The sequence below is a fragment of the Brevibacillus sp. SYP-B805 genome, assembly GCF_011059135.1.
In the GTDB taxonomy this organism is placed as follows: Bacteria; Bacillota; Bacilli; order Brevibacillales; family Brevibacillaceae; genus Brevibacillus_F.
The window spans coordinates 42,003-65,467 of the sequence record NZ_JAALGD010000011.1; the positions used below are offsets into that span (position 1 = coordinate 42,003).

The 23,465-nt window shown below is 56.3% G+C and carries 20 protein-coding genes and 1 pseudogene; 4 read left to right on the forward strand and 17 right to left on the reverse strand.

From position 1 onward, the window contains the following. Positions 1–261: 261 nt before the first annotated feature. The 6 genes from G3578_RS14035 to G3578_RS14060 all read right to left on the reverse strand — a co-directional run bounded on the left by G3578_RS14035 (position 262) and on the right by G3578_RS14060 (position 6,435). Positions 262–849 carry a GNAT family N-acetyltransferase gene (locus G3578_RS14035; RefSeq protein WP_165213587.1) on the reverse strand — a complete coding sequence of 196 codons (588 nt, stop codon included), beginning with the start codon at positions 847–849 and terminating at the stop codon, positions 262–264. A gap of 72 nt (positions 850–921) precedes the next feature. Further along, positions 922–2,448 carry a tripartite tricarboxylate transporter permease gene (locus tag G3578_RS14040; protein WP_165213588.1) on the reverse strand — a complete coding sequence of 509 codons (1,527 nt, stop codon included), beginning with the start codon at positions 2,446–2,448 and terminating at the stop codon, positions 922–924. Between the two features lie 12 nt (positions 2,449–2,460). Then, on the reverse strand, positions 2,461–2,919 hold the full coding sequence (locus tag G3578_RS14045) for a tripartite tricarboxylate transporter TctB family protein (RefSeq protein ID WP_165213589.1): 459 nt from the start codon (positions 2,917–2,919) through the stop codon (positions 2,461–2,463). A 42-nt stretch (positions 2,920–2,961) separates the two neighbouring features. Further along, positions 2,962–4,002 carry a tripartite tricarboxylate transporter substrate-binding protein gene (locus G3578_RS14050; RefSeq protein WP_165213590.1) on the reverse strand — a complete coding sequence of 347 codons (1,041 nt, stop codon included), beginning with the start codon at positions 4,000–4,002 and terminating at the stop codon, positions 2,962–2,964. A 137-nt stretch (positions 4,003–4,139) separates the two neighbouring features. Next, complete coding sequence (locus G3578_RS14055; RefSeq protein ID WP_165213591.1) at positions 4,140–4,826, reverse strand: response regulator; 687 nt, start codon at positions 4,824–4,826, stop codon at positions 4,140–4,142. Beyond that, entirely contained in the window at positions 4,792–6,435 is a 1,644-nt protein-coding gene (locus tag G3578_RS14060; protein ID WP_165213592.1) for an ATP-binding protein, read from the reverse strand. Before G3578_RS14060 ends, G3578_RS14055 begins: the two co-directional genes overlap by 35 nt. A gap of 131 nt (positions 6,436–6,566) precedes the next feature. Here G3578_RS14060 and G3578_RS14065 point away from each other — a divergent pair, with 131 nt between their 5' ends. Both G3578_RS14065 and G3578_RS14070 read left to right on the forward strand, forming a co-directional pair. Next, entirely contained in the window at positions 6,567–8,330 is a 1,764-nt protein-coding gene (locus G3578_RS14065; RefSeq protein WP_165213593.1) for a UbiD family decarboxylase, read from the forward strand. Between the two features lie 310 nt (positions 8,331–8,640). Next, entirely contained in the window at positions 8,641–10,137 is a 1,497-nt protein-coding gene (locus G3578_RS14070) for an NCS1 family nucleobase:cation symporter-1 (RefSeq protein WP_165213594.1), read from the forward strand. Positions 10,138–10,201: 64 nt separating this feature from the next. Here G3578_RS14070 and G3578_RS14075 read toward each other — a convergent pair whose 3' ends face one another. From G3578_RS14075 to G3578_RS14105, 7 genes are all read right to left on the reverse strand, one after another. Beyond that, positions 10,202–10,969, reverse strand: coding sequence for a MerR family transcriptional regulator (locus G3578_RS14075; protein WP_165213595.1), 768 nt, complete (start codon positions 10,967–10,969; stop codon positions 10,202–10,204). A gap of 229 nt (positions 10,970–11,198) precedes the next feature. Next, entirely contained in the window at positions 11,199–12,089 is an 891-nt protein-coding gene (locus tag G3578_RS14080) for a nitrilase-related carbon-nitrogen hydrolase (protein WP_165213596.1), read from the reverse strand. Between the two features lie 25 nt (positions 12,090–12,114). After that, positions 12,115–13,500, reverse strand: a complete 1,386-nt coding sequence (hydA, locus tag G3578_RS14085) for a dihydropyrimidinase (protein ID WP_165213701.1) — start codon at positions 13,498–13,500, stop codon at positions 12,115–12,117. A gap of 202 nt (positions 13,501–13,702) precedes the next feature. Beyond that, a complete protein-coding gene (gene preA, locus G3578_RS14090) occupies positions 13,703–14,983 on the reverse strand; it encodes an NAD-dependent dihydropyrimidine dehydrogenase subunit PreA (protein WP_165213597.1) in 1,281 nt (426 codons plus the stop codon). 19 nt (positions 14,984–15,002) lie between these two features. After that, the gene (locus tag G3578_RS14095; protein WP_165213598.1) at positions 15,003–16,373 is read right to left on the reverse strand and encodes an NAD(P)-dependent oxidoreductase; all 1,371 of its coding nucleotides are present in this window, start codon (positions 16,371–16,373) and stop codon (positions 15,003–15,005) included. Positions 16,374–16,642: 269 nt separating this feature from the next. Next, entirely contained in the window at positions 16,643–17,299 is a 657-nt protein-coding gene (locus G3578_RS14100) for a hypothetical protein (protein WP_165213599.1), read from the reverse strand. A gap of 12 nt (positions 17,300–17,311) precedes the next feature. After that, complete coding sequence (locus tag G3578_RS14105) at positions 17,312–17,848, reverse strand: papain-like cysteine protease family protein (RefSeq protein WP_165213600.1); 537 nt, start codon at positions 17,846–17,848, stop codon at positions 17,312–17,314. 473 nt (positions 17,849–18,321) lie between these two features. Between G3578_RS14105 and G3578_RS14110 the strand changes: the two are divergent. After that, positions 18,322–18,429: pseudogene (locus tag G3578_RS14110) on the forward strand (IS1595 family transposase); the annotation flags it as partial. Between the two features lie 4 nt (positions 18,430–18,433). Here G3578_RS14110 and G3578_RS14115 read toward each other — a convergent pair. After that, positions 18,434–19,396 (reverse strand): proline dehydrogenase family protein, encoded by a 963-nt coding sequence (locus G3578_RS14115; RefSeq protein ID WP_165213601.1) that lies wholly within the window; start codon positions 19,394–19,396, stop codon positions 18,434–18,436. A gap of 81 nt (positions 19,397–19,477) precedes the next feature. Here G3578_RS14115 and G3578_RS14120 point away from each other — a divergent pair, with 81 nt between their 5' ends. Beyond that, positions 19,478–19,897: a GNAT family N-acetyltransferase gene (locus G3578_RS14120; protein WP_165213602.1), complete on the forward strand. Its 420-nt coding sequence runs from the start codon at positions 19,478–19,480 to the stop codon at positions 19,895–19,897. A gap of 228 nt (positions 19,898–20,125) precedes the next feature. Here the strand turns inward: G3578_RS14120 and G3578_RS14125 are convergent, their stop codons facing one another. The 3 genes from G3578_RS14125 to G3578_RS14135 are packed head-to-tail and all read right to left on the reverse strand — an operon-like array spanning position 20,126 to position 23,445. After that, entirely contained in the window at positions 20,126–20,503 is a 378-nt protein-coding gene (locus G3578_RS14125; protein ID WP_165213603.1) for a MaoC/PaaZ C-terminal domain-containing protein, read from the reverse strand. A 33-nt stretch (positions 20,504–20,536) separates the two neighbouring features. After that, the gene (locus tag G3578_RS14130; protein WP_165213604.1) at positions 20,537–21,907 is read right to left on the reverse strand and encodes an aspartate aminotransferase family protein; all 1,371 of its coding nucleotides are present in this window, start codon (positions 21,905–21,907) and stop codon (positions 20,537–20,539) included. Between the two features lie 29 nt (positions 21,908–21,936). Next, positions 21,937–23,445 (reverse strand): CoA-acylating methylmalonate-semialdehyde dehydrogenase, encoded by a 1,509-nt coding sequence (locus tag G3578_RS14135; protein ID WP_165213605.1) that lies wholly within the window; start codon positions 23,443–23,445, stop codon positions 21,937–21,939. Positions 23,446–23,465 lie beyond the last annotated feature (20 nt).

Here is a 23,465-nt window from a genome sequence, read left to right on the forward strand (position 1 = left end):
GGGGCCCAGAACCCATTCCCAGGTGACGGCCCTGTGTCCAGGCTTTTCCATAAAAGAAAAAACCGCTGCATCCGGCAGCGGCTTTCCTCCTAACGGTCATTATTGGCGCTGTTGTATTCGCGAATGTTCTTGTTCTGGTCGTTGCGATCGAGGGTTTTCCCCCTGTTTTTGGCCAAGTCTTTGCTGTTATTGTTTTTGCTGGACACACACCCACCTCCTTTGCCAGTAGGTAGTGTATCCAGCCGTTATCCGTTCATGTACCTACCTTTCCAGGATGGCGCGCAGCCTGCGGTCAACCTCCGGCCACTCCCGATCGATGATGCTATAGATGACAGAATCCCGGACATAGCCGTTGCGCACGATCATGTGATTGCGGAGCACGCCTTCGCGCACGCCGCCGATCCGGGCGATGGCCCGCTGCGAGTTCTCATTGCGCAGATCGGTGCGAAACTGCACGCGAATCATCCCCAGTTCTTCGAAAGCGTGGCGCAGCAGCAGCCATTTGCACTCGGTGTTGACCGGAGACTTCCACACACGGGGCGTCAGCCAGGTATACCCGATTTCCAACCCTTTGTGCGCGAGCGAAATGGCGTAGTACCGGGTACTCCCGATGAGTTCACCGCTCGCCCGCTCCAGGATGGCAAACGGCAGCTCGTTTCCCGCCTGCCGCCCTTCCAGCGCCTGGCGGATATAGCGTTTGGCATCCTCCAGCGTCTCGACCTGCGCCAAGGTATAGGCCCAGATTTCCGGGTATCGGCCCGCTTGCCATACCTGTTCGGCATGGCTCATTTCCAGCGGCACCAGGCGAACGTGCTTTCCCTCCAACGTAACCGACTCAATGTGCGCCATTGGTTCCTCCCCCAACTCTTTTTTGAAATATTTCCCACATCCTACCGGGGAGGGAGAAGCTTGTCAAGAGGGTTACGCTTCTTCGTTCACGATCACTTTTTTGCCCTTCATCTTCATCACAAGCGGTATCGTGATCCACAGGACCGCTATCACCAGGAAGAGGAGAGAAACCGGCCGTTCCACAAAGATCGAAAAGTCGCCATTCGAGGTGGTCAGCGCCCGGCGCAGGTTGTTTTCGATCATCGGTCCCAGCACAAGCCCCAGCACCAGCGGAGCCAGCGGGTAATCGTTTCGGCTCAGGAAATAACCGATCACACCGCAGGCGATCAGCAGCATGAGGTCAAAGATCGACACCCGCACGGCATACACGCCAAAAATGGAGATGGCGATAATCATCGGGATCAGGTATTTCGCCGGGGTTTCAATCAGTTTGGCAAACACCTTCACCAGCGGCATGTTCAGAATGAGCAGCATCACATTCCCGATAAACATGCTGGCGATCAACCCCCACGCGATCATGGGATGTTCATCGAACAGCAGGGGGCCCGGCTGTACGTTGTACATGATCAAGGCGCCCATCAGGACGGCCGTTGTTCCCGTTCCGGGAATCCCCAGGGTGAGCAGCGGGATCATCGCTCCGCCGGATGCCGCGTTGTTGGCGGATTCGGGAGCGGCTACCCCCTCAATCGCGCCCTTGCCGAATTTCTCGGGATGCTTGCTGATTTTTTTCTCCAGCAAATAGGCGAGAAACGACGCCAGGGTCGCGCCCGATCCCGGCACGATCCCTTTGAAGAATCCTACCAGGGAGCCGCGAATGATGGGCCCGACGCTATCCTTCAGGTCTTGCTTGGTCGGCAGGACTCTGGTGATTTTGGCGATTTCCCCTTCGCTGCCGTCATTTTCCAAAATGGTTTTAAACACTTCCCCCAACGCAAACAATCCGACGGCGATCGTCAGGAACTCCAAGCCGCCATACAGCTGCGGCACCCCGAACGTAAAGCGGTCAACCCCGGATACGGCGTCCACGCCGATGGTTGCCAAAAGCAAACCGAACACCGTCATGATCAATGCCTTGGTGACCGATTTGCCGGCCAGGCCGCTCAACGCACACAACCCCAGCACCATCAGGGAAAATTCGTCGGCGGGACTCAGTTTCAGCGCGATATCCGACAGCGGCTCCGCCAGCAGGACCAGCCCGCCGAGCGAAACGATCCCCGCCACAAACGAGCCGATGGCGGCGATCGCCAAAGCGGCCCCCGCTCTTCCTTGTTTGGCCATCGGATAACCGTCCAGCACCGTCACCACCGAAGAGGATTCCCCCGGCGTGTTCAGCAGGATGGAGGTGGTGGAACCGCCGTACATGGCGCCGTAATATACCCCTGCCAGCAGGATGATGGCGCTGGTTGCCGCTTCCTCCGGCGCGAGTCCTCCCGTCAGCGAAGAGGTAACCGGTATCAGGAGGGCTACGCCGCTGATGGGGCCGATGCCCGGCAGGACGCCGACCGCCGTGCCGATGAGAACGCCGACGAACGCGAAGATCAGATTATGCCATTGCAAGGCGACCGCGAAACCATCCGCCAAATAGTGTAACGTGCTCACGTCGTTTCCCCCCTAAAAACCAATCCAGCTCGGAAAACCTGGAAGCGTTCCTTGTAAAATGTCCACATAGAGATAATAAACGCCCCCGGAAAAGAGCAGGGCAATCAGTCCGGATTTCCACCAGCTTTCCGCGCCCATCACCCGGAAACCGACCAGCAGGAACAGGAACGTGCCGATGACATAGCCGATGTCCTCCAAAAAATAGGCGTACAGGCAGGTGGCGGCCAAGATGACCAGAAACCGTTTGTGCTGCAGTGGGGCGGATTTGTTTTCACCGCCGGAAGCTTTCCACGATTCGAAAAACAGCCGGATGCTTAGCAGAATGAGCAGGATGCCCAACCCCATCGGAAACATGTTGGGCCCTACCTGGCTGCCGTAGGCGCTGGTGGCGATATTGCGGCTTTCCACCACGAACAGCATGCCGATTAATGCAAAAATCACGCTCGCGTAGCGATCGAAGTATTTGTTCATCGGTACCTCCTTAAGGGAATAAGGAGAGGTTGTGCCCTCTCCTTATTTTGCCATTCCGAGCGATGTCAGGAGCTCCATGACCAGTTTGTCCTGCTCATCGAGGAATGCCGTGAAGCTTGCAGCGTCCTTGTATTCGCTTTCCCATCCGTTTGCGGCCAGCTCTTTTTTCCAGGCTTCGCTTTCCGACAGCGCTTTCAGCTTTTCGTCCCAATATTTCTTCGCATCGGCCGGCATGTCAGCCGGGCCAAAGACACCGCGCCAGATGTTGAAGGTGGTATCGATGCCCTGCTCCTTGAACGTCGGAATATCTTTCAGGTCACCGCCCAGGCGTTCCGGAGAGCTGACGCCCAGCACCCGGATCTTGCCGGCCTTCAGATACTCGCCGACACTGGACGCGTCGGTGGCGATCATGTCCGCGTGGCCGCCGAGCAGCGCCGCCATCGCTTCACCGCCGCCGTCGTAGGAAACGTATTTCACCGCTTTCGGATCGATGCCGTACTTGGCAGCGGGCAGGATGCCGAGCAGATGGTCCATGGAACCCGGTGCCGAACCGCCAGCGACCGTGATCTTGCTCGGATCGGCCTTGATGGCGTCAAGCAGGCTTTTTAGATCCTTGTAGGGCGAATCCGCTCTCACGACGACGGCTCCGAAATCCCGCGTCATCTGGGCGAGCGGGGTCACGTCCCTGTAGCCGAAGGGACTGTTGCCCTCTTTCTTGTCATGGTTGATCAGGATGGGCGGCGAGCTGACAAACAGACGGTACGGGTTCCCCTTATCCTTGGTGACGTATTCGGCCAGGAAGACCGCTCCGCCGCCCCCCGGTTTGTTTTCCACCGTAATGGTCTGGTCAACCAGCTTGCTTTCGGTCAGCACCTTGGCGAGCGAACGGGCCGTTTTGTCCCATCCGCCGCCCGCCCCGGAAGGCGCGACGATCACAATCGGTTTTTCCGGATACGAAGAAGCTGCAGGTGCGGACTGGCTACCCGCTTGGCCGCCGCCAGCCTTCCCGCCCCCGCCCCCACAGGCGGTCAAGGCAAGCAGTGCAAATGTGGACAGGGCCAACAACAAGTTTCTCTTTTTCACCGTGATTTCCCCCTTTTCTGAATCTTGAAAGCGTATTCAGGTATAAAAGGTATCACGTTGCCAGCCAAAAATATACGTTTCGTGCATAAGCGATATTGATTCCATTGTGCGCATTTTGTTCATAAAGATCACGCGCTTTACCGACATCGATACTTCCGTTCCGGCCGTCCGACCGTACCGTATACCAGATCGGCACGCGCGCGGCCGATCTCCACCAGATACTCCAGATACCTCCTGGCCGTTGTCCGGCTGGCCCCGATCATCGTGCCCACCTCTTCGGCCGTTAGCCCGCCGTCTTGCGCCTGCTTGACCGCCTGGATCACCTTCTCCAGGGTCAAGCTGTCGATGCCTTTGGGCATCAGATTCCCCTTCGGTCTGGCCGGATGCAGGCCGCGGGCAAGCAGACGATCGATCTCTTCCTGCTCGACGACTCCCGACTGCGCCCTGCGCCAATAATGCTCACGGTAGCTCTCCATCCGCTCCCGGAAGCGTTCGAACACCAGCGGCTTGACGATGTAATCGTATACACCCCCGCGCATGGCTTCGTAGACGACCTCGATCTCTTTCGCTGCCGTGATCATGATAATGTCCACATTCCGGTAATGCTGGCGGATATGCCAGACCAGATCGATGCCCAGCATGTCGGGCAGATAGACATCCAGCAGAACGAGATCCGGTCGGCTCACGGCCAGCAGTTCCTTCGCCTGCTCGCCGTTTGTCGCTGTGGCTATGACGGTGAAGCCGTCTATTTTCTCCAGGAATCGGCGGTTGATCTCGAGAATGCGCACATCATCTTCCACGATCAGTACTTCCAGCTGTTTCATGAGTACGCTCCTTTCCTTTGGGAATGGATACCGTAAACAATGCGCCGCCCAGCTCGCTGCTTCCTACCAGGATGTACCCACCCATCTCCTCCACCATGCTTTTTACCTTGGCTAATCCGATCCCCCGGCCGTCGCCCGGCTTGGTGGAAAAGCCGTAATGGAAGATCTGCTCGCGCAGCGCATCCGCCACACCCGGACCGGAGTCCTCCACTTCAAAGAGCAGCTCGCTGCCCGCATCCGACAGATAACACTCCACGCGCTTCACCGGGGACCGCGCCTCAGTGATCGCCTCGAAGGCGTTCTGGATCAGGTTGCCAAGCAGGATGATGATTTGCTGGCGGTCCATCTCCGGCGGCAGTTGGTTGAGACGGCTGTCCGGATGAATGAGAAAATCGATTTTCAGCTCTTTGGCGCGATTGTGCATGCCGAGAAGGAGCGCGCCGATCAGCGGGTCAGGGAAGCTCCTGGCGATAAACAGAATCATCTCCTGCTGCGACGATGTCTCCCGGGTGATCAGTTCGATCGCTTCCTGGATGGAGCCAAGCTGCATCAGGCCGGAAATGGTGTACAGCAGATTGTGGAATTCATGGGTTTGCGCCCGGAGCGCATCGGCATATCGCCTCGCCTGAGACAATTCCTCCATCAGGCGGTCCAGTTCCGATTTGGGACGAAAGCTGCTGACCACCCCGATCACCTTCTCCCCCACCTTGATCGGGATCCGGTTCACCAGAATCTCCTTGCCGGCGATCGTCGATTCGCGGTCGAGCTGCTGTTCGCCCGTCTTTAACACGTCCAGCATTTTCGTGTCTGGGATCAGTTCGGCAATCGGTTTTTTCAGAAGGGATCCTTCATGCGGAAGATTCAGAATATTGACGGCCGCCTTGTTAGCCATCGTGACCCTGCCCAGCTGGTCGATCGCCACGATGCCTTCCCGCACCGACTCCAGGATGGCATTCCGTTCTTCAAACATGGTGGCGATCTCTTCCGGCTCCAGGCCAAAAATCGCCCGCTTGAAGCGATTGCTCAACCAAATGGCCCCCGCAATGCCTACCACGACGGATACAAGGACCACCCCGAGCACCTTCGCCCGATAGCTGGCGATGGCTTGGTCGATATCTTCCAGCAGAAACCCCACCGAGACGATCCCCACCACCTGGCCCTTGTCGTCAAAGATCGGCACCTTGCCGCGCAAGGACGGCCCCAGGCTTCCCACCGCCTTGGATACATACGATTGGCCGTACTGCAGCGCCAATTCATTATCCCCGCCGACCATCGCTTTCCCGATCCGCTCGGGCAGCGGATGGGCGTAGCGAATGCCGCGCTTGTCGCCCACGACAACGAATTCGGCCTCGGTCTGGATCCGGACGTTTTCCGCGATGGGCTGAAGAATGGCGGACGGATTCGAGGTTTGGAACGCTCCGCGCACTTGCGGCATGGTAGCCACGATCTTGGCCACATTCAGCGCCCGTTTGCCAATCTGTTCCTCGATCGAGGCGGCAAACATGGAGGAAAAGATCATGCCGATGGCACCGACGATCCCGACGATCAGCACCGTGATGAGCAAAATCATTCTTGTCTGCAGGGTAAGCCTTCGCTTTTGGGATTTCATGCCACCACCTCTCGCAGACTATTATACATCCAGAACGGCGGTTGACCAGTTGAAAAGAACAGCTAGAAGAAGCCAGCCTCTTCGTGTAGAGTAGTAAAGGAATGAGTTTGTCCTGTAGAGGTGACTTCCCCATGCATATCAATCTTCGCTCCTTTCTCGACCAATTGCGGCGGGAAGGGCAGTTGACCGTCATAGACGCCCCGGTTGATCCCTACCTGGAACTGGCGGAGATCCATCGCCGCGTCATTGCGGAAGGAGGCCCGGCCCTCCTCTTTACCAATGTGAAAGGAAAATCGTTTCCGGTCGTCACCAACCTGTTTGGAACGGTCGATCGCGTCCACATGGCGGTCGGGCCCAAACCGGAGGCCGTCGTCCGGGAGCTGGTCAGCGCCCTGGACCGGCTGATGCCCCCGAAACTGTCGGCCTTGTGGGAGCTGCGCGACCCGCTTCTATCCGTGCTGCGGGCAGGCACCAAAACCGTTCCCGCCTCCCGCGCACCGGTCACCCAGGTTGCGACGACGGACGTCGATCTGACGCAGCTCCCGGCCTTGACGAGCTGGCATCTGGATGGCGGCCCCTTCGTCACCCTGCCGCTGGTCTACACCGAGCACCCGGAGACCAAGGAACACAACCTCGGCATGTACCGCATCCAGATCTATGACAAAACCACAACCGGCATCCACTGGCAGATCCACAAGGGCGGCGGCTTCCATTATTACGAAGCCGAAACGCGCAACCAGCCGCTGCCCGTCACTCTGACCATCGGGGGGCCGCCTGCCCTGATCGTTTCCGCGATCGCCCCGCTGCCGGAGATGGTGCCGGAACTGCTCTTCGCTTCCCTTCTCATGGGGGAGAAACTGGCCATGGCCGAAGTCCCGAACCATCCTCACCGCATCGTGGCGGAAGCGGAATTCGTCTTCGGCGGCCTCGTCCCGCCTCATGTACGGCGCCCGGAAGGCCCGTTTGGCGACCATTTCGGCTATTATTCGTGGCAGCATGATTTCCCGGTGTTTCAGGTGAAGCAGATGTGGCGGCGCAAAGATGCCATTTATCCGGCCACGGTGGTGGGCAAGCCACGGCAGGAAGACTACTATATCGGCGATTTTCTGCAAAGCCTGCTCTCCCCCCTGTTTCCGGTGGTCATGCCCGGCGTGAAAGCTTTGTGGACCTATGGCGAAACAGGCTTTCATGCCTTGGCGGGCGCCATCGTGCGGGAAAGCTATTACAAAGAGGCGATGGCCCATGCGTTCCGGATCATGGGAGAGGGGCAGCTGACGCTGACCAAATTTTTGATGGTCACCGACGTTCCCTGCGATCTCGCCGATTTCCGCCGTTTTCTGGAGATCGTGCTGGCCCGCTTTCAGCCGGAGCGGGACCTGCTCATCGTCAACGACACGTCCAACGATACCCTGGACTACACCGGCCGCAAGTTCAATCATGGCAGCAAAGGGATCATGCTGGGCATCGGGGAAGCGGTACGCGAGCTTCCGCGTGCATACAACGGCGGCGAAATCCCCGGCATCACCAGCGCCAAAGCGTTCTGCCCCGGCTGTCTGGTGGTCTCCGGCCCGGCGTTCACCGATTTTCCGGAAATGGCGGAAACACTGGTCCCTTACGCCAACGAGCATCTGAAGGAGTGGCCGCTGATCTGCCTGGTTGACGATGCGGCCATTGCGGAAAAGGAGAGCAGCTTCCTGTGGACGGTCTTTACGCGCTTCGATCCCGCCCACGATCTGTATGCGCGCTCCTCCGTCGTGCGCAATAAAATCCGCTATGAGGGACCGCTGATCATCGATGCCCGCATGAAGCCCTTTTATCCGGATGAGGTGGAAACCCATCCCGATATCGCCAAACTGGTCACGGAACGTTGGCGCGAATATTTTCCGAAAGGCTGAGCATTGTCCCCCGGAGTTGGCAGCACTCCGGGGTTTTTTTAGTTTAATGAGCTAAAGCGAGGGAAGAAAGGTTGGGGGCCCCCGCCAACACCAGCAAGGGACCCCGCTCGGCCAGAAAGGCCCCCCAATCGGTGTATCGTTAGCTGTCGCCGAGTGGGGGAGCGTTCGCTATCGTCGGCGGGGTAATCACATTGTCGAATCCTGAAAATTCAGGCATCAGATTCTCCCCTGCCCAATATACTGGTAGCATCTTGGCAGCGAGACAAACCGTCTCTTTCTGTCAATCCACCGCGAAAAGGAGGGAATCCTGATGAAATCACAGAGGGAAGTGGATGGCATCGTCACCTTGACGGCCGAAGGGGAAAGGCTGATCAAGGACAGTCCGCTGTACAATGAAGGATTACGGCCGACCACGCAGGCCGAGCATCATTGGACCGCCTACAACTTCGCCAGTCTCTGGATCGGGATGGCGATCTGTCTGCCGACGTACTCGCTTGCCGCCGGCTTGATCTCGCTCGGCATGAACTGGTGGCAGGCAATCGGCACCATCATTTTGGGGAATTGTATCGTTCTTATTCCGATTCTTCTGAATGCCCACGCGGGTACGAAATTCGGCATCCCCTACCCGGTCTACGCCCGCCTTTGGTTCGGCTCCAAGGGGGCGCACATCCCCGCGATGGCCCGGGCGATAGTCGGCGCCGGCTGGTTCGGCATCAACTGCTGGTTTGGAGGGGCGGCCATTGACACCTTGCTCGTCTCCATGAGCGGATGGGAAAACGTACCCGCCCACCTGCCCATCGCCTTCCTCTTCTTCTGGGCGCTGAACGTCTGGATTGCCTATCGGGGGCCCGAAGCCATCCGCAGAATGGAATTCTGGGCGGCGCCCACCCTGATCGTCATGGGTCTCGCCCTGCTGGCCTGGGCGGTGACGGCGGCAGGCGGTTGGGGCCCCATGCTCTCCGCCCCGTCGAAGTTCTCCTCGACGGGCGAGTTTCTGAAAGTCTTTTTCCCTTCGCTGACGGGGGCGATCTCCTTCTGGGCGACGCTCGCCCTGAACATTCCGGATTTCTGTCGTTATGCCAAAAGCCAGAAAGCGCAGATCGTCGGGCAGTCGCTGGCGCTGCCAACCACCATGGGACTCTTCTCGTTTATCGGCGTGGCGGTTGCCTCCGCGACGGTCGTCATCTTCGGGGAAGCGATCTGGGATCCTGCCGTGATTCTGGCCAAGTTCTCCCCCTTCGTCATTTTCCTGGGAACGCTCGGCATCATTCTGGCCACGCTGACGACCAACGTTGCCGCCAATATCGTGGCGCCGGCGCGGGCCCTGGAAAATCTTGCGCCGCGCCGCTTAACCTTCGGCGCGGGAGCCATCATCACCGGGCTTGCGGCGCTGCTGATGCAGCCTTGGTATCTGTTGGAGAATTTCGGCAACTACATTTTCCTCTGGTTGGGCACGTACGGCGCACTCCTCGGCCCCATCGACGGGATCGCCATCGCCGACTACTGGTTGGTGCGCAAGCGGAGAATCCATCTGGTGGAGCTCTACAGCTACCAGGGACGCTATCATTATAAAAGCGGCTATAACAAGCATGCCATCTGGGCGCTGGTCATCGGCATCGCGATCCCCTTTGCCTGTAGGTATGCACCCGGCCTTTCCTTCGTCTGGGACAACGCGTGGACGGCCGGTCTGCTCATCTCCATGATTGCCTACACGATGCTGATGAAAAACACCGTCACGAACGTCAGCCAGGCCGAATACGACAAAATCACCGAATACGGCAGCCCGGCACGCTCTGCTGCTTCCTGAGATGCGGCCGCACATGAAAAGTCGGAATCCCCCCGGGGATCCCGACTTTTCTGGCTGGCGGCGGCTATGCGTTTTGCTGATTGTCACAGTAGAGATGCATGGCTTCCCGCAAAAACGCGGCCAAGCCCGGCTTGTAGCGATCAATGTTGGCCGTGAACCGCTCATCGTTGACATACAAATCGCCGAGCCCTCGGAAAATCTCTACCGTACAGTCGTAGAAGGAATCGGTGATATGCTGTCTCAGTTCCCCCACCGCCTGCTGCACGCCGGGATCTGCCGGCCCTTTGTCCATGGCGGCCGCGATCCGCTTGAAAAGTTCGTCCCATTTTCCCATGATCGCCGCCCAATCTTCCTTGGTATACCGAGAGGTTCTGCGTTCCGTTTCTTCCACGATCTCCTTCCCGTACAAGCGTTTTGCCTCGTCGGCGTATTTTTCCCGATGCTGTTCGATCGCGGTCATGTCAAATCCCTCAAACATCTCTTTTCCTTCCATCCGTATTCCTCCTTCCAGGGACAGGATCGTCCTGTCCACCGTTCTGATCATTTCCTCCAGCCGCTTCTTTTTTTCCAGCAGCCATTTCCGGTGCGATTGCAGCGCCTGCTTTCTGTCAAAATGGGGACTGTCGATGATCTGTTTGATCTCCCGCAGGGAAAAACCGATCTCCTTGAAAAACAGGATTTGCTGCAAGCGCTCAAGGTTTTGGTCGGTGTACAGCCTGTATCCGGCCGGCGTTACGGTCTCAGGATGCAGCAGCCCGATCTGATCGTAATGGTGGAGCGTCCGGACGCTCACACCCGCCATCTCGGCTACCTCCTTCACCTTGTAAGGCATGTCATCACCTCCACCCTGATCATCGTTTATGACGTAACGTGAGGGTCAACCGCGAACATAAAAAAAGATACCTGCCTCCAAGGTATCGATGATCCGATCAACCTCTATTATCCCCAAACATGCGATACAGCACTTCCTGGGAAGCAGTCACTTCCATCCTTTTTCGCAGGAGAAAAGAGAAGGGCCGCCCCGGCGACCCTTCTGTCTCTGCTTCCTGACAATCGTACATTTATGGAAGCAGCTTCACCATGTTTTCATAGGTTTCCGGACGTCTGTCCCGATAAAACTGCCACTGATCCCGCACCTCATGGATCAGGTTCTTATCCATCTCGGCCACGATCACTTCGTCCTGGTCCCGGCTGCCGATCGCCACAAAACGGCCGCGCGGATCGACCAGGTAGGACTGCCCGTAAAATTCCCCCATATTCCACGGCGCTTCCACGCCCACCCGGTTGATCGCCGCCACATAATATCCGTTGGCGACCGCATGGGCGGGCTGCTCCAGCTTCCACAGGTATTCCGACAATCCGGCGACGGTGGCGGACGGATTGAAGACGATTTCGGCACCGTTTAAGCCAAGCAGGCGGGCCCCTTCCGGGAAATGCCGGTCATAGCAGATGTATACCCCCACTTTGGCAAAGGCGGTATCAAACACGGGATACCCCAGATTGCCCGGCTTGAAGTAGTACTTTTCCCAGAAGCCGCAGCCGTTGCCGCCAGCCGCGACATGGGGAATATGATTCTTGCGGTATTTGCCCAGGACCGTCCCATCCGCGTCAATCACGGCAGCCGTATTGTAATAGATCCCGATCCCCGCCTTCTCATAGACAGGCAGGATGATCACCGCGCCCAGCTCGCGTGCCAGATCCCGGAACAGGAGCGTCGTCGGTCCGTCGGGCACCTCTTCGGCGGCTTCGTACCATTTGGTGTTCTGCTCGGCGCAGAAGTAGGGACCGTAGAAGATCTCCTGCAGACAGATGATCCGGGCCCCTTTTGCAGCAGCTTCCCGCACCATGCGCACATGTTTTTCGATGGCCTTCTCCTTGTGGACGTGCACGGGCTCGTCGCCATGCACATCGTTGGCGGCTTGAATCAAGCCGATCGTCACCTTGTTCGGCATGTGGATTCTCCTTTCTCGTAATCCCTTATGGACGCGTAAATGTCGCCCGTTTGATGAAGCGGCCCGCGCCCGCCTGCCCGACAAACTCCTTGTCGCGAATGACGAATTCGCCCCGCGACAGGACAGAGACCACTTCGCCCACGACTTCCTTGCCTTCAAACGGATTGTAGTCCACCCGCATGTGATGGGTCTCCGCGGAAATCGTCCGTTTGGCCTGCGGGTTGAAAATGACGATGTCGGCATCCGAGCCGACCGCGATCGTCCCTTTGCGCGGATACATGCCGAACAGTTTGGCCGCCTTGGTGGAGACGATGTCGACGAACTGATGCAGGCTGATCCGCCCGGCGTGCACGCCGTCCGAATAGAGGACGCTGATCCGGTCTTCAATCAGCGGGCCGCCATTGGGAATTTTCGTGAAATCGCCGCGTCCGAGCTCCTTCTGACCCTTGAAGTTGAACGAGCATTGATCGGAGCCGACCGTCTGCAGGATGCCGCTTTTCAGGGCGTTCCACAGCACTTCCTGATGCCATTTCTCCCTGAGCGGCGGCGACCAGACGTATTTGGCCCCTTCAAAATCGGGTTGGGCCAAAGCGGAGATATCGAGCGCCAGGTACTGCGGACATGTTTCCCCGTAGACGTTCCAGCCTTTTTCCCGCGCTTCGGCGATGCGGCGGACCGCCTCCGCGCAGGAGACATGCACGACATACAATTGCGAACCGGCGAGCGCCGCAAGCGCCGCCGCTCGTCCGGTCGCTTCCCCCTCCGCTTCCGGCGGGCGCGTCAGGGCATGATGGATCGGATCGGTTTGCCCGTTCGCAAGCGCCTGCTTCGTCAGATAGTCGATCACATCGCCGTTCTCCGCATGCACCTGGACGAGGGCACCCAGTTCTCTCGCGCGCACCAATGTTTTAAACAAGGTCTCGTCGTCCGCCTGAAAGACGTTTTTGTACGCCATAAACACCTTCAAGGAGGTAATGCCTTCGTGTTTGACCACGGTTTCCAGCTCTTCCAGCACCTGATCGTTCGCCTCCGCGATCATCAGGTGAAAGCCGTAATCGATGACCGCCTTCCCGCGCGCCTTTTCATGCCAGACGGCAATGGCTTCCCGCAGCGATTCCCCTTTGCGCGTGAGGCAGAAATCGATGATGGACGTTGTACCGCCGAAAGCGGCCGCCCTTGTTCCCGATTCGAAATCATCCGCCGTCACCGTGCCGCCAAACGGCATATCGAGATGGGTGTGAGGATCGATCCCGCCCGGAAACACATAACAGCCGCTGGCGTCGATCACTTCTGCCTCATCCGCCTCCAGCGTCTCCCCGATCGCCACGATGCGCTCCCCTTCAATCAGCACGTCCGCTTGGCAGGTATCGGATGCGGTGACAACCGTGCCGTTGCGAATCCATTTTTTCATAAGCTCTTCCCCCGCTTCGATAATAATGATCCAGCGACGCAAGCGGACGCTCCACCCACCCGGCATTGGTTTGCGCTGTGCCGAGCGGGCCTATTGCTGGTGTCGACCGGGGCGCCCATCCTTCCCTGCGTCTTCTCTCGGACACCGTTCACCCTGCGCAAGCGTCCCGCTAGTACAGGCTATGCGGCCTGCACGCCAAACATTACTCGTATGCCGTGCCACCCCCTGCGGACAGCGCTGCCTGCCGCTGGTTCCAGGTGAGCGGCGGTTCACCGGCAGCCACTTCCACCATCTCGATTGCGCCTTCCACCGGACAGACGATGGAACAGAGATTGCAGCCGACGCAGTCCTCTTCCCGGACGACAAGCCGGTCTTTGCCGGACGCTTCGTCATGGATGATGTCGATGCACTGGTGGGAGGCATCCTCGCACGCGATGTGGCATTTGTTGCAGTTGATGCAGGTCTCTTCGTGGATGCGGGCCACGATCTTGTAATGGAGATTCAGATTGCCCCAATCCGAATAAGTGTGAACGGCCTTGCCGACCAGTTCCGTTACGGAAGGGATGCCTTTTTGATCCAGGTAGCGGTTGAGCCCGTCAATCATGTCTTCGACGATGCGGAACCCATGGTGCATGGCGGCCGTGCATACCTGGACGCCGGTCGCGCCCATCAGCAGAAACTCCACCGCGTCGCGCCAGGTGGCAATGCCGCCAATGCCGGAAATGGGAATCCCGACGAGCGGATCGCGCGCGCACTCGGCCACCATGTGAAGCGCGATCGGTTTGACGGCAGGACCGCAATACCCGCCGTGTGCCCCTTTGCCGTCCACGTGCGGAATCGGCAGCCAGGTGTCCAGATCCACGCCGATCAGGCTGTTGATGGTATTGATCATGCTGACGGCATCCGCTCCGCCTTGGCTGGCGGCACGGGCGGTAAAACGGATGTCGGTAATATTGGGAGTCAGCTTGACGATGACGGGGGTCTCGGCCACTTCCTTCACCCATTCCACCTGCTGCCTGATCAGGTCCGGATGCTGTCCGACCGCCGAACCCATGCCGCGCTCCGCCATCCCGTGCGGACAGCCGAAGTTCAGCTCCAGTCCGTCTACCCCCACCGATTCCACCTTTTTGACGATTTCGTGCCAGGCTTCGCGCCGGTGCTCCACCATCAGGGAGGCGACGACCGCGTGGCGGGGAAAACGCTTCTTGGTTTCAGCGATCTCTTTCAGATTCTCTTCCAGCGGCCGGTCGGTGATCAGCTCGATGTTGTTCAACCCCAGGACCCGCTGCCCGCCGTAGTGAAGGGCAGCGAAGCGGGAGGTGACATTGATGATCGGCTCGCCCAGCGTTTTCCACACCGCCCCGCCCCACCCCGCTTCAAAGGCCCGCTGCACCTGGTAGCCCGAGTTGGTCGGGGGCGCGGACGCCAGCCAGAATGGATTGGGAGACTTGATTCCCGCGAGATTGATCGATAAATCTGCCATCTGTTTGTCCCTCCTTCCGTCAAACCGTTGCAGCAGCGGGCCCGGACAGCGCCGCATGGATGGACCGTGCCGCCCGTTTGCCGTGATTGGCCGCGTCGACCACCATGGCATCCACTTTTCCCCCGCCGAACATCACGTCGCCCGCCGCATACACCTGCGGATGGGACGTCCGGTAGGTGGTTGGATCCACGGACACGACACCCTGCCGATGAGCCAGGCCGAATGCCTCAATCAAAGCGGTATGCCGCGTTTGGCCGATCGCCTTGATCACAAAGTCTGCGTCGATCGTGAAGGTGCTCCCTGCGATCGGCACGGGGCGCCTGCGCCCCTTCTCATCCGGCTCCCCCAGCCGCACGCGGGAAAGCGCCAGTCCCGCAACCCTGCCGTCACGGCCGATGATGCGCTCCGGGGCCACCAACCAGCGAAATTCCACGCCGTCCTGCTTGGCGAAATCGTATTCGAAGGCGTACGCGGTCATCTCGTGTTCCGTACGCCTGTACAAGATTTGGACCCGCTCCGCCCCGAGCCGCTTCGAACAGGTGGCCGCATCGATGGCCGTATTGCCCGCGCCGATAACGGCTACTTTTTTGCCGATGAAATCCCTACGCAGCGGCTTGGTTTTCGTTTCCTCCACCAGGGAGATGGCGTCGAGCACACCCTCCAGATCCTCGCCTTCGATGCCAAGCCAGGGAACGGCGCCCATGCCGACCGCCAGCAGGACGGCATCGTAGCGCTGCAGCAGTTCCTCCGCCTGCACATCCACCCCCACGCGTGTGTTCAGCCGGAACTTGACCCCGAGCGCTTCCACCTGCGCCACTTCCCACAGGGCGATCTCCTGGGGCAGCCGGTAGGAGACGATCCCGTATGTATTGAGCCCTCCCGCTTTCTCCCTGGCTTCATACAACGTCACGTCGTAACCGTAACGGGCCAGCTCGCGCGCGGCCGACAGCCCGGCGGGTCCTCCGCCGACGACCGCCACCCGTCTGCCGTTTTTTTCGCCCGGTTGAAAAAAGGTGGCATTGTTGCGAATCGCCCAATCCGTCGCATGGCGCTGCAGCAGCCCGATCATGATGGGTCTGGACGCCTTGTTGAGCACGCAGGCCCCTTCGCAGAGTTCGACCGTGGGACACACCCGGGCACAGCTGGCTCCCACCGGATTGGCCTCCATGATCGTCCGGGCGGAGCCATAGAGATTTCCCGTCGCAATCTTCCGGATAAACGCGGGGATATCGATCGACGTGGGGCACGCCTTGATACAGGGAGCGTCATAGCAGTAGATACATCGATTGGCTTCGTCCATCGCTTCCTTGGGTTTCAGCGGGGGGACCACCTCGGCAAAATTCCGTCTCAGCGCGGAGTCGGATGGGTGCAAATCCGGATTAGCGCTCATCATACGTAACCTCCTCGATCCTTTTGCTATTAATCAATGAAAGAGAAGGCACGTTTATGTATTCCATTTCACCGGCGGGAGCGAAAAAGCGTGCAATCAAAAGGGGGAATCTGGAAGGGAAGAAGCGTAAGTGAAGGGGGAGGCAATGATATTCACATAATAAAAGTTATGTAAACTTACACCTTATTTTCGCTATTGTAACCGATGGCATAATAAAACCAAACCCCTTGCTCATCACAAGGAGTTTGGTTTCATTAGGGGGAGTAGTCCTACCCGCGTTTGCCTTTATTCTTCTTCTGTATTTCTTTTAACATCTTCACTACTTCTGAAGAAGGTTTAAAGCTTGTAGCGTCATCCAAGCCAAGTATGGAGGCCTGCTTCTCTGTCACTGCTGGCAAAACAAGTTCATCGCTGCCGCTTTTTTTGACGAAGTAAAATGCAGGTCCTGCTTTGACCAGGATCGGCTTTTGATTCGTCTTTTGCTTGAATTTCTTCATGGTGTCTCCGTAAGCTGCAGCATTGCCACCAAACTCTACGACACGATATTTGCCGTCTTCAAAAGCAATCGTAAGAAACGATTTTGGTTGACCATTCAGATCCACGGTAAATTCCCAAACATCTGCTGCCTCCGATATGTCTAACAAGCTTCCCTTGTTATCATTTTCCAGTTTTTGACCATTAACGTAATGAATCTGATACCCCTCACCCAGTGTTGTCTGTTTCACTTCCGAAGCATCATGATATCCGTAAGAGGTGGGGTTGCCCGAGACTTTGGATTGAAACAAAGCTAATCCCTCTTCTGCCGCTTGTTTCACTTCAGTTGGAATGTCAGATTCAATCTTTGCTCCAAACACTGGTACAGCTGCTAGAGCTAATGCGAACAATGATACCGTAAATAGTGTGAAAAGCGTTTTTTTCTTAGTCATCATTTTTCACCCCTAACGCATTTTGTAAAGCGTTCCGTCCCAAACATGATCGGAGCTACTTTTAAACCAATTATAGGTTGAGGATTTGTGATCCCCATCCCATGGGTCCATGTACTCTACATAATCAGTAGTATCATCATCATACCCATCAAGAACAACAGCATGACCACCACCAGTATCCCATGTCCAACCAGCATAGATTGGTCGCTCGTAATTATAGATTTCTGATTTAATTGTTGAAAAACTCAGGTAAGAAGTTGTTCGCGTACTATCAACTCCCCAGTGTTCCAATCCATCTTGAACTTCTGAATCCGTAGCTCCCTCATTGATGACGTCACCTTTTACATACTCTACTACTTCGTCTTGATCTACCGACTCACCAAAATAGTCCAAAATGGAAACGCTCGCAGCAGCCCAGCACCATTCGTCTTCTTGTTGCAATTCTTCGGAAACACCAATGGAATATACAGCGGGTGAAGCGAATGCATGGGAAGCAAAGGACAATGATGCTAAAACAGAGAGTACCGATAATAAGTTTAATTTTTTCATGAACATCACTCCTTTCAGAAACAATTATACCAATAATTGTAAATTTTTAAATATTTTATTTAATTTCTAATATGTAAAATTGTTACCAACATTTTCGCAATCAAACCCTAACATTCATAGTTGGGGCTGAATTTAGCGGGCAATACTGAGACGTTGCAAACACGTTTTTCGTTTCAATGCTCGTCCTTTTTAAAAGTCTGTCCAGGTGTATTTTTCAGTGATCTAACGATTTTGAGGAGGTGACAGCCAATTCCTTATATGTAAAATACCCCGCTGACTTCAGCTAACGCTGGAGTCGGCGGGGGCCCCCAAACTTTCTTCGTCACTTTATCACTTTAATGAACTTAAATTTTCCGATCTGCTAAATAAGAACCCCTATATGAGAGGTCCTTTTGCGCGTCCTATATTTCAACGAACGACAAGAAATTTCCAAATTTTCACGGACAATAATGCAAGTTAACAGCTCTATTCGCGAAGCAAAAAGTACGAAAAACCTTAAAGACATGCTCGTTACTGCATGTTTGTTTGAGGTTGAGGAAACTTACGACTCTTTACGGACTTACCAACTTTTTATTGCTTAGTAGTTTAGTAAAGCTGCGAGGAGTCTTCACCCCCCCGAATCATGTCCGTGATGGCAACATAAATGTTGGGTGGATATTCAGCGATTCTATGGCAGAGGTATAAGTACCACTCAGTACCATATGTTAGATAAACCCGAACGGATCGCCCATTATCCTTTAGTTGTCGACAGAGATCGGGACGAATTCCGTAAAGCATTTCTACTTCTACATGTGGGTTTTGCAAATAACCACGCTCGATGATTTGTCTGTGTATGGCTTCATCATGAGAAGCGATTGAAACTTGATGACCTGCTTTAACGCACAAATCAACTAATTCGAGGTAACGATGATCCAACGTTTGTGAACGAGGGATAGAAATATCTGATGGCTCTTGGTATGCCCCTTTAACGATACGAATTGTACCAGCGTAGTTCAGTAAATCGTTGAGATCATTAAGCGTTCGATGCAATTGGGCTTGAAGTGTGACCCCTACGTTGGAATATTCTTTAACGACTCTTTTGTAGATAGAGAGTATCTGATCCGTTTTAGCCGATTCCTCCATGCTAAGCATAAGAGTAAGACCATGGGATTGTGCTTCTTTCGCCATTTCTGCTAAGTTTTGATAGGCAAGTTCAGGGTCAACAGATAAGCCAATATGGGATAGATCAAAAGAAATGCGAGAACTTAACCCTCGATTTCCACATTCTTTCATTAACGCTATAAACTCATCTTTGGCTCGAATACACTCATACTTGTTGGTGGTGTTCTCCCCAATGTATTCAAGAGAAATGCGGTATCCCTTTTGTATTAGTTGATAACCAATGGATATACCGTCATTTCTTGATTCGCCTGTTACAAATCGCTTAGCCGCACGCTGAAAAAAAGGATAAAGTTCGGGGGATTGTTGAACATACTCCTTTATTTCTAAGTTTCGAGCAATGGATTTCAACGCATCAGCAAATTGTTCTTCAACAGATGGAAGAGCCAATTTTTAACCCTCGTTTCATTTGAATTTTCATAAAATTATAATTCATAATGTCAAGACAAATACAAGGGGAGGTGAATCAAAGTGATTGATCTAAAAAATCGCTTGGATGAGCCAGGAGTAAGACAATTGCTATCCTATGCTGTTGAGGCACCGGCCGTCCAAAAAATAAACCAGATCGTACAATCATACATAGGACATGGGGATCTGTTTCTATTCGGTATGGAATTAGATGACATGCTCATTGGCCTTATCGGGGTCCAACTTCTCGCATCCAACCAAGCCATCATCAAGCACATTTCCGTTCACCCGGGTTATCGTCACCGCGGTTGGGCCAGTCGGATGATAAATCGTGTAATCGAACATTTCAATTTGGAAAGCATATCAGCGGAAACCGACAATGACGCTGTTGGCTTTTACAAAAAGTTCGGTTTTGCAGCAAGCAGTCTCGGAGAGAAGTATCCCGGCGTAGAACGGTTTCTTTGCGTGTACCGTGTGGAGTGATGTAACATCTTGGCTGACGCGAGCTCCTTTGACGACCTGCACAGCGGAGAAACGAAGAGGGGGGAAAACAGGGGGCACAAGTCTCCCTACTTCGAGATACCCAGATGTTTGCCCCCCTGCCCGCGTCACGTTTCGCAGCGGACACGGCCAACTTCTTTGCTGGTCGTCAAGAGAGCGAGAGAGTACCATCACCATGGCATGACGGACTTTGTCTGCAAACTGAGAAAATCAATCCCTGATGATTCCGTGACTTGAGCCGATCAGCACCTCTTTCCCGTGTTGGTTCCGATTGACGGTTTTGATGGAAACTTTTTTATATCCTTCCATCTGGACCACTTCGGTAATCGTCAGCTCACAGGTGATGGTGTCCCCGGTAAATACAGGTCTGAGAAATTCACTGGTGATTTCGCGGGCAATGTAGTTCAAATCGCCGCCTATCTTCGTGCCAATGCTGGCCGTAAGCAGGCCGTGCACCATGAGACGCCCGTTTTCATCTGGCTCCATGTGATGCCTGCCCATGTCACCGGAGAGCTGCGCAAACTGCAGCGTTTCTTCCACGGTAAACGTCCTTTGCCACGTAAAAACATCTCCTGCTTTGATGCTCATCCGTATTCCCCCTGCATCTTTCAAAAAATCGTGTTACAGCGTCTCAAACGCTTCCTGCAGCACCGTCACAATGAAGCCAAGCTCTTCGCTGGTCGTGGAGAATGGCGGGGAGAGCGTCAGAATGTTGTTGTAGCCGGGCACCGTATCCCCGTTCCGCCCGATGATCACGCCGCGCTTCTTGCATTCGGCGATTACTTTGGTCACCTTGTCCGGAGCCGCCGGTTCCTTGCTGGCGCGATCTTCCACCATTTCAATGCCGCAGAGGAAGCCGAAGCTGCGGATATCCCCCACGTGCGGGTGCGACTCCAGCGCGGACAGCTTTTGCCGCAGTTCGTTCCCCAGCTGCTCCGCCCTGGCGATCAGCTCCTCTTCCTCCATGAGCTGCAGATTGCGCAGGGCAAGCGCACAGGCCGCCGGATTACCGCCGAACGTATTCACATGGCGGAAATGCTGATTCACCCCCTGCTCCATGAAGCGGTCGGCAATCTCCGCCCGGACGGCGGTCGCAGAGAGCGGCAGGTAGGCGCTGGTGATCCCTTTCGCCATGGTGACGATATCCGGCTTCACGCCAAAATTCTGGTGGCCGAACTTGCGTCCCGAGCGGCCGAAGCCGCAGATCACTTCATCCACGATCAGCAGGACGCCGTGCTTGTCGCAAATCTCCCGCACTTTTGGCAAATACTCCGGTGGCGGGACGATCACACCGCCCCCGGTGATGGCGGGTTCCATGATCACGCCGGCAACCGTGCCGCTCCCTTCCCAGTTGATCGCTTCGTCGAAGGCCTGCGCGCACTCCAGACTGCAGCTGCCGTAGGATTTCCCGAACGGACAGCGGTAGCAGTACGGCGGAGAAACATGCAAAAACCCGGGGGCAAGCGGCTCGTATGTCTGCTTGCGGACGGCCTGCCCCGTCGCCGCCAGCGCCCCCATCGTATTGCCGTGATACGCCCGGTAGCGGGAGACAAACTTGTAGCGGCCCGGCTCCCCGTTCTGGTGATGATACTGCCTGGCGATCTTGAAGGCGACCTCGTTCGCTTCGGAGCCGCTGTTGGAAAAGAACACCCGATACTCCTCCCCCAGCCACTCGCTCACCTTCTCCGCCAGTTTGATGGCCGGGATGTGGCTTTGCGTCAGGGGAAAATAGGCCATCGTCTTTAACTGTTCATAGGCCGCCTCGGCCAGCTCCTGCCGGCCATAGCCCACGTTGACGCACCACAGCCCCGCCATTGCGTCCAGATACCGGTTCCCGTCGATATCGGTCACCCATGATCCTTTCGCCTCGGTCACGATCATGGGATTGGGATTGTACGGGGACATGTGATGCCACATATGGGTACGGTCGCTCTGGAGCAGCTCTTCCTTGTCTTCCCGTGCCCGGGTAACGCTCTGTTGTTCCTGACTCATCGGGAATCGCCCCTTTCCGATAGGATGGATTACTTCACAAACACACGCTGCGAACCGATATGGCGTTCGCCGTCATCGAACCAGCGCTCCGTAACCGTTTTCTTTCTTGTGAAAAACTCCACGCCGTCCTTACCGTTGGCATGCAAATCCCCGTAGAACGACTGCTTCCAGCCGGTAAAGGAGAAGAAGCCCATGGGCGCGGGCACGCCGACATTGACGCCCACCATGCCCGCTTCGACACGCTGGACGAACTCCCGGCCATAGCGGCCGCTGTTGGTGTAGATGGTCGCGCCGTTGCCGTAGCGGGACTTGCTGATCACGGCCAGACCTTCCTCGAAATTGCGGACGCGCATCACACTCAGCACCGGCGCAAAGATTTCGTCGCGGACGATCACCATCTCCGCATCCGCATGGTCAAAGATCGTCGGCCCGAGGAAATAGCCTTTCTCCTCCGGTTTCACATCGCGGCGGCCATCCCGCACGAGGGAGGCGCCGGCAGCTTCTCCACGTTCAATGTAGCTGAGCACCTTCTCCAGATGGGCCGGGCGAATCACCGGTCCCAGATCGACGCCGGGCTCCAGACCATTGCCCATCTTCAGCGCGTCCGACTCTTCCACCAGGTACTGCACGAGTTCATCCGCAATCTCTTCCACCGCTACCACCGCGCTGGCCGCCATGCAGCGTTCCCCGGCACAGCCGAATGCGGAGCTGACGATCGTCTTGGCGGCCCGCCGCAGATCCGCGTCGGGCATGACCAGATGATGGTTCTTCGCCCCTGCCAGCGCCTGCACGCGCTTGCCGTTCGCAGCTGCCGTCTTGTAAATGTACTCGGCAACCGGCTGAGAGCCGACGAACGAAACCGCTTTCACGTCCGGATGCTCCAGAATGCCGTTGACGACGTCATGCGCGCCGTTGACGACATTGAAGACCCCGTCCGGCAAGCCCGCTTCCTGCAGCAGTTCCGCAACCCGGATACAGGAAAGCGGCGTGCGCTCGGACGGTTTCAGCACAAACGTATTGCCCGCCGTGATGGCGATCGGATACATCCACATCGGCACCATCACCGGGAAGTTAAACGGCGTGATCCCCGCCACCACCCCCAGCGGGAAGCGCAGCGTATAGCTGTCGATGCCCTTGGCTATATTGGGCAGGGTTTCTCCCATCAACAAGGTTGGCATTCCGGCGGCAAACTCCACCATTTCGATGGCGCGCAGCATCTCGGCCTGCGCTTCGGCCAGATTTTTGCCGTTTTCCCTGGTAATCATGCGGGCCAGCTCATCCTGATGGCGAAACAGCAGCTGCTGAAAGCGGAACATGACGCGCGCCCGCTCCACCACCGGCATCTCGCTCCAGTCCGGGAAAGCGGCCAGCGCGGCCTTCACGGCGTCGTCCACATCATGCTTGCTCGAAAGCGGTACCTTGGACATGACTTCACCGGTTGCCGGGTTGGGAATATCCTCATACTGATCCGTCCGGGCATACACCCACTGGCCGCCAATATAGTTTTTCATCACGTGTCCAACCGTCGCCATTCCCATTGTGTCATCCCCTTACTCTC

Coding starts and splice junctions, on each gene's coding strand:
- G3578_RS14035 (WP_165213587.1), bottom strand. CDS start 849: ATGGCGCACATTGAGTCGGTTACGTTGGAGGGAAAGCACGTTCGCCTG.
- G3578_RS14045 (WP_165213589.1), bottom strand. CDS start 2,919: ATGAACAAATACTTCGATCGCTACGCGAGCGTGATTTTTGCATTAATC.
- G3578_RS14055 (WP_165213591.1), bottom strand. CDS start 4,826: ATGAAACAGCTGGAAGTACTGATCGTGGAAGATGATGTGCGCATTCTC.
- G3578_RS14060 (WP_165213592.1), bottom strand. CDS start 6,435: ATGAAATCCCAAAAGCGAAGGCTTACCCTGCAGACAAGAATGATTTTG.
- G3578_RS14065 (WP_165213593.1), top strand. CDS start 6,567: ATGCATATCAATCTTCGCTCCTTTCTCGACCAATTGCGGCGGGAAGGG.
- G3578_RS14070 (WP_165213594.1), top strand. CDS start 8,641: ATGAAATCACAGAGGGAAGTGGATGGCATCGTCACCTTGACGGCCGAA.
- G3578_RS14075 (WP_165213595.1), bottom strand. CDS start 10,969: ATGCCTTACAAGGTGAAGGAGGTAGCCGAGATGGCGGGTGTGAGCGTC.
- G3578_RS14080 (WP_165213596.1), bottom strand. CDS start 12,089: ATGCCGAACAAGGTGACGATCGGCTTGATTCAAGCCGCCAACGATGTG.
- hydA (WP_165213701.1), bottom strand. CDS start 13,500: ATGAAAAAATGGATTCGCAACGGCACGGTTGTCACCGCATCCGATACC.
- preA (WP_165213597.1), bottom strand. CDS start 14,983: ATGGCAGATTTATCGATCAATCTCGCGGGAATCAAGTCTCCCAATCCA.
- G3578_RS14095 (WP_165213598.1), bottom strand. CDS start 16,373: ATGAGCGCTAATCCGGATTTGCACCCATCCGACTCCGCGCTGAGACGG.
- G3578_RS14100 (WP_165213599.1), bottom strand. CDS start 17,299: ATGACTAAGAAAAAAACGCTTTTCACACTATTTACGGTATCATTGTTC.
- G3578_RS14105 (WP_165213600.1), bottom strand. CDS start 17,848: ATGAAAAAATTAAACTTATTATCGGTACTCTCTGTTTTAGCATCATTG.
- G3578_RS14125 (WP_165213603.1), bottom strand. CDS start 20,503: ATGAGCATCAAAGCAGGAGATGTTTTTACGTGGCAAAGGACGTTTACC.
- G3578_RS14130 (WP_165213604.1), bottom strand. CDS start 21,907: ATGAGTCAGGAACAACAGAGCGTTACCCGGGCACGGGAAGACAAGGAA.
- G3578_RS14135 (WP_165213605.1), bottom strand. CDS start 23,445: ATGGGAATGGCGACGGTTGGACACGTGATGAAAAACTATATTGGCGGC.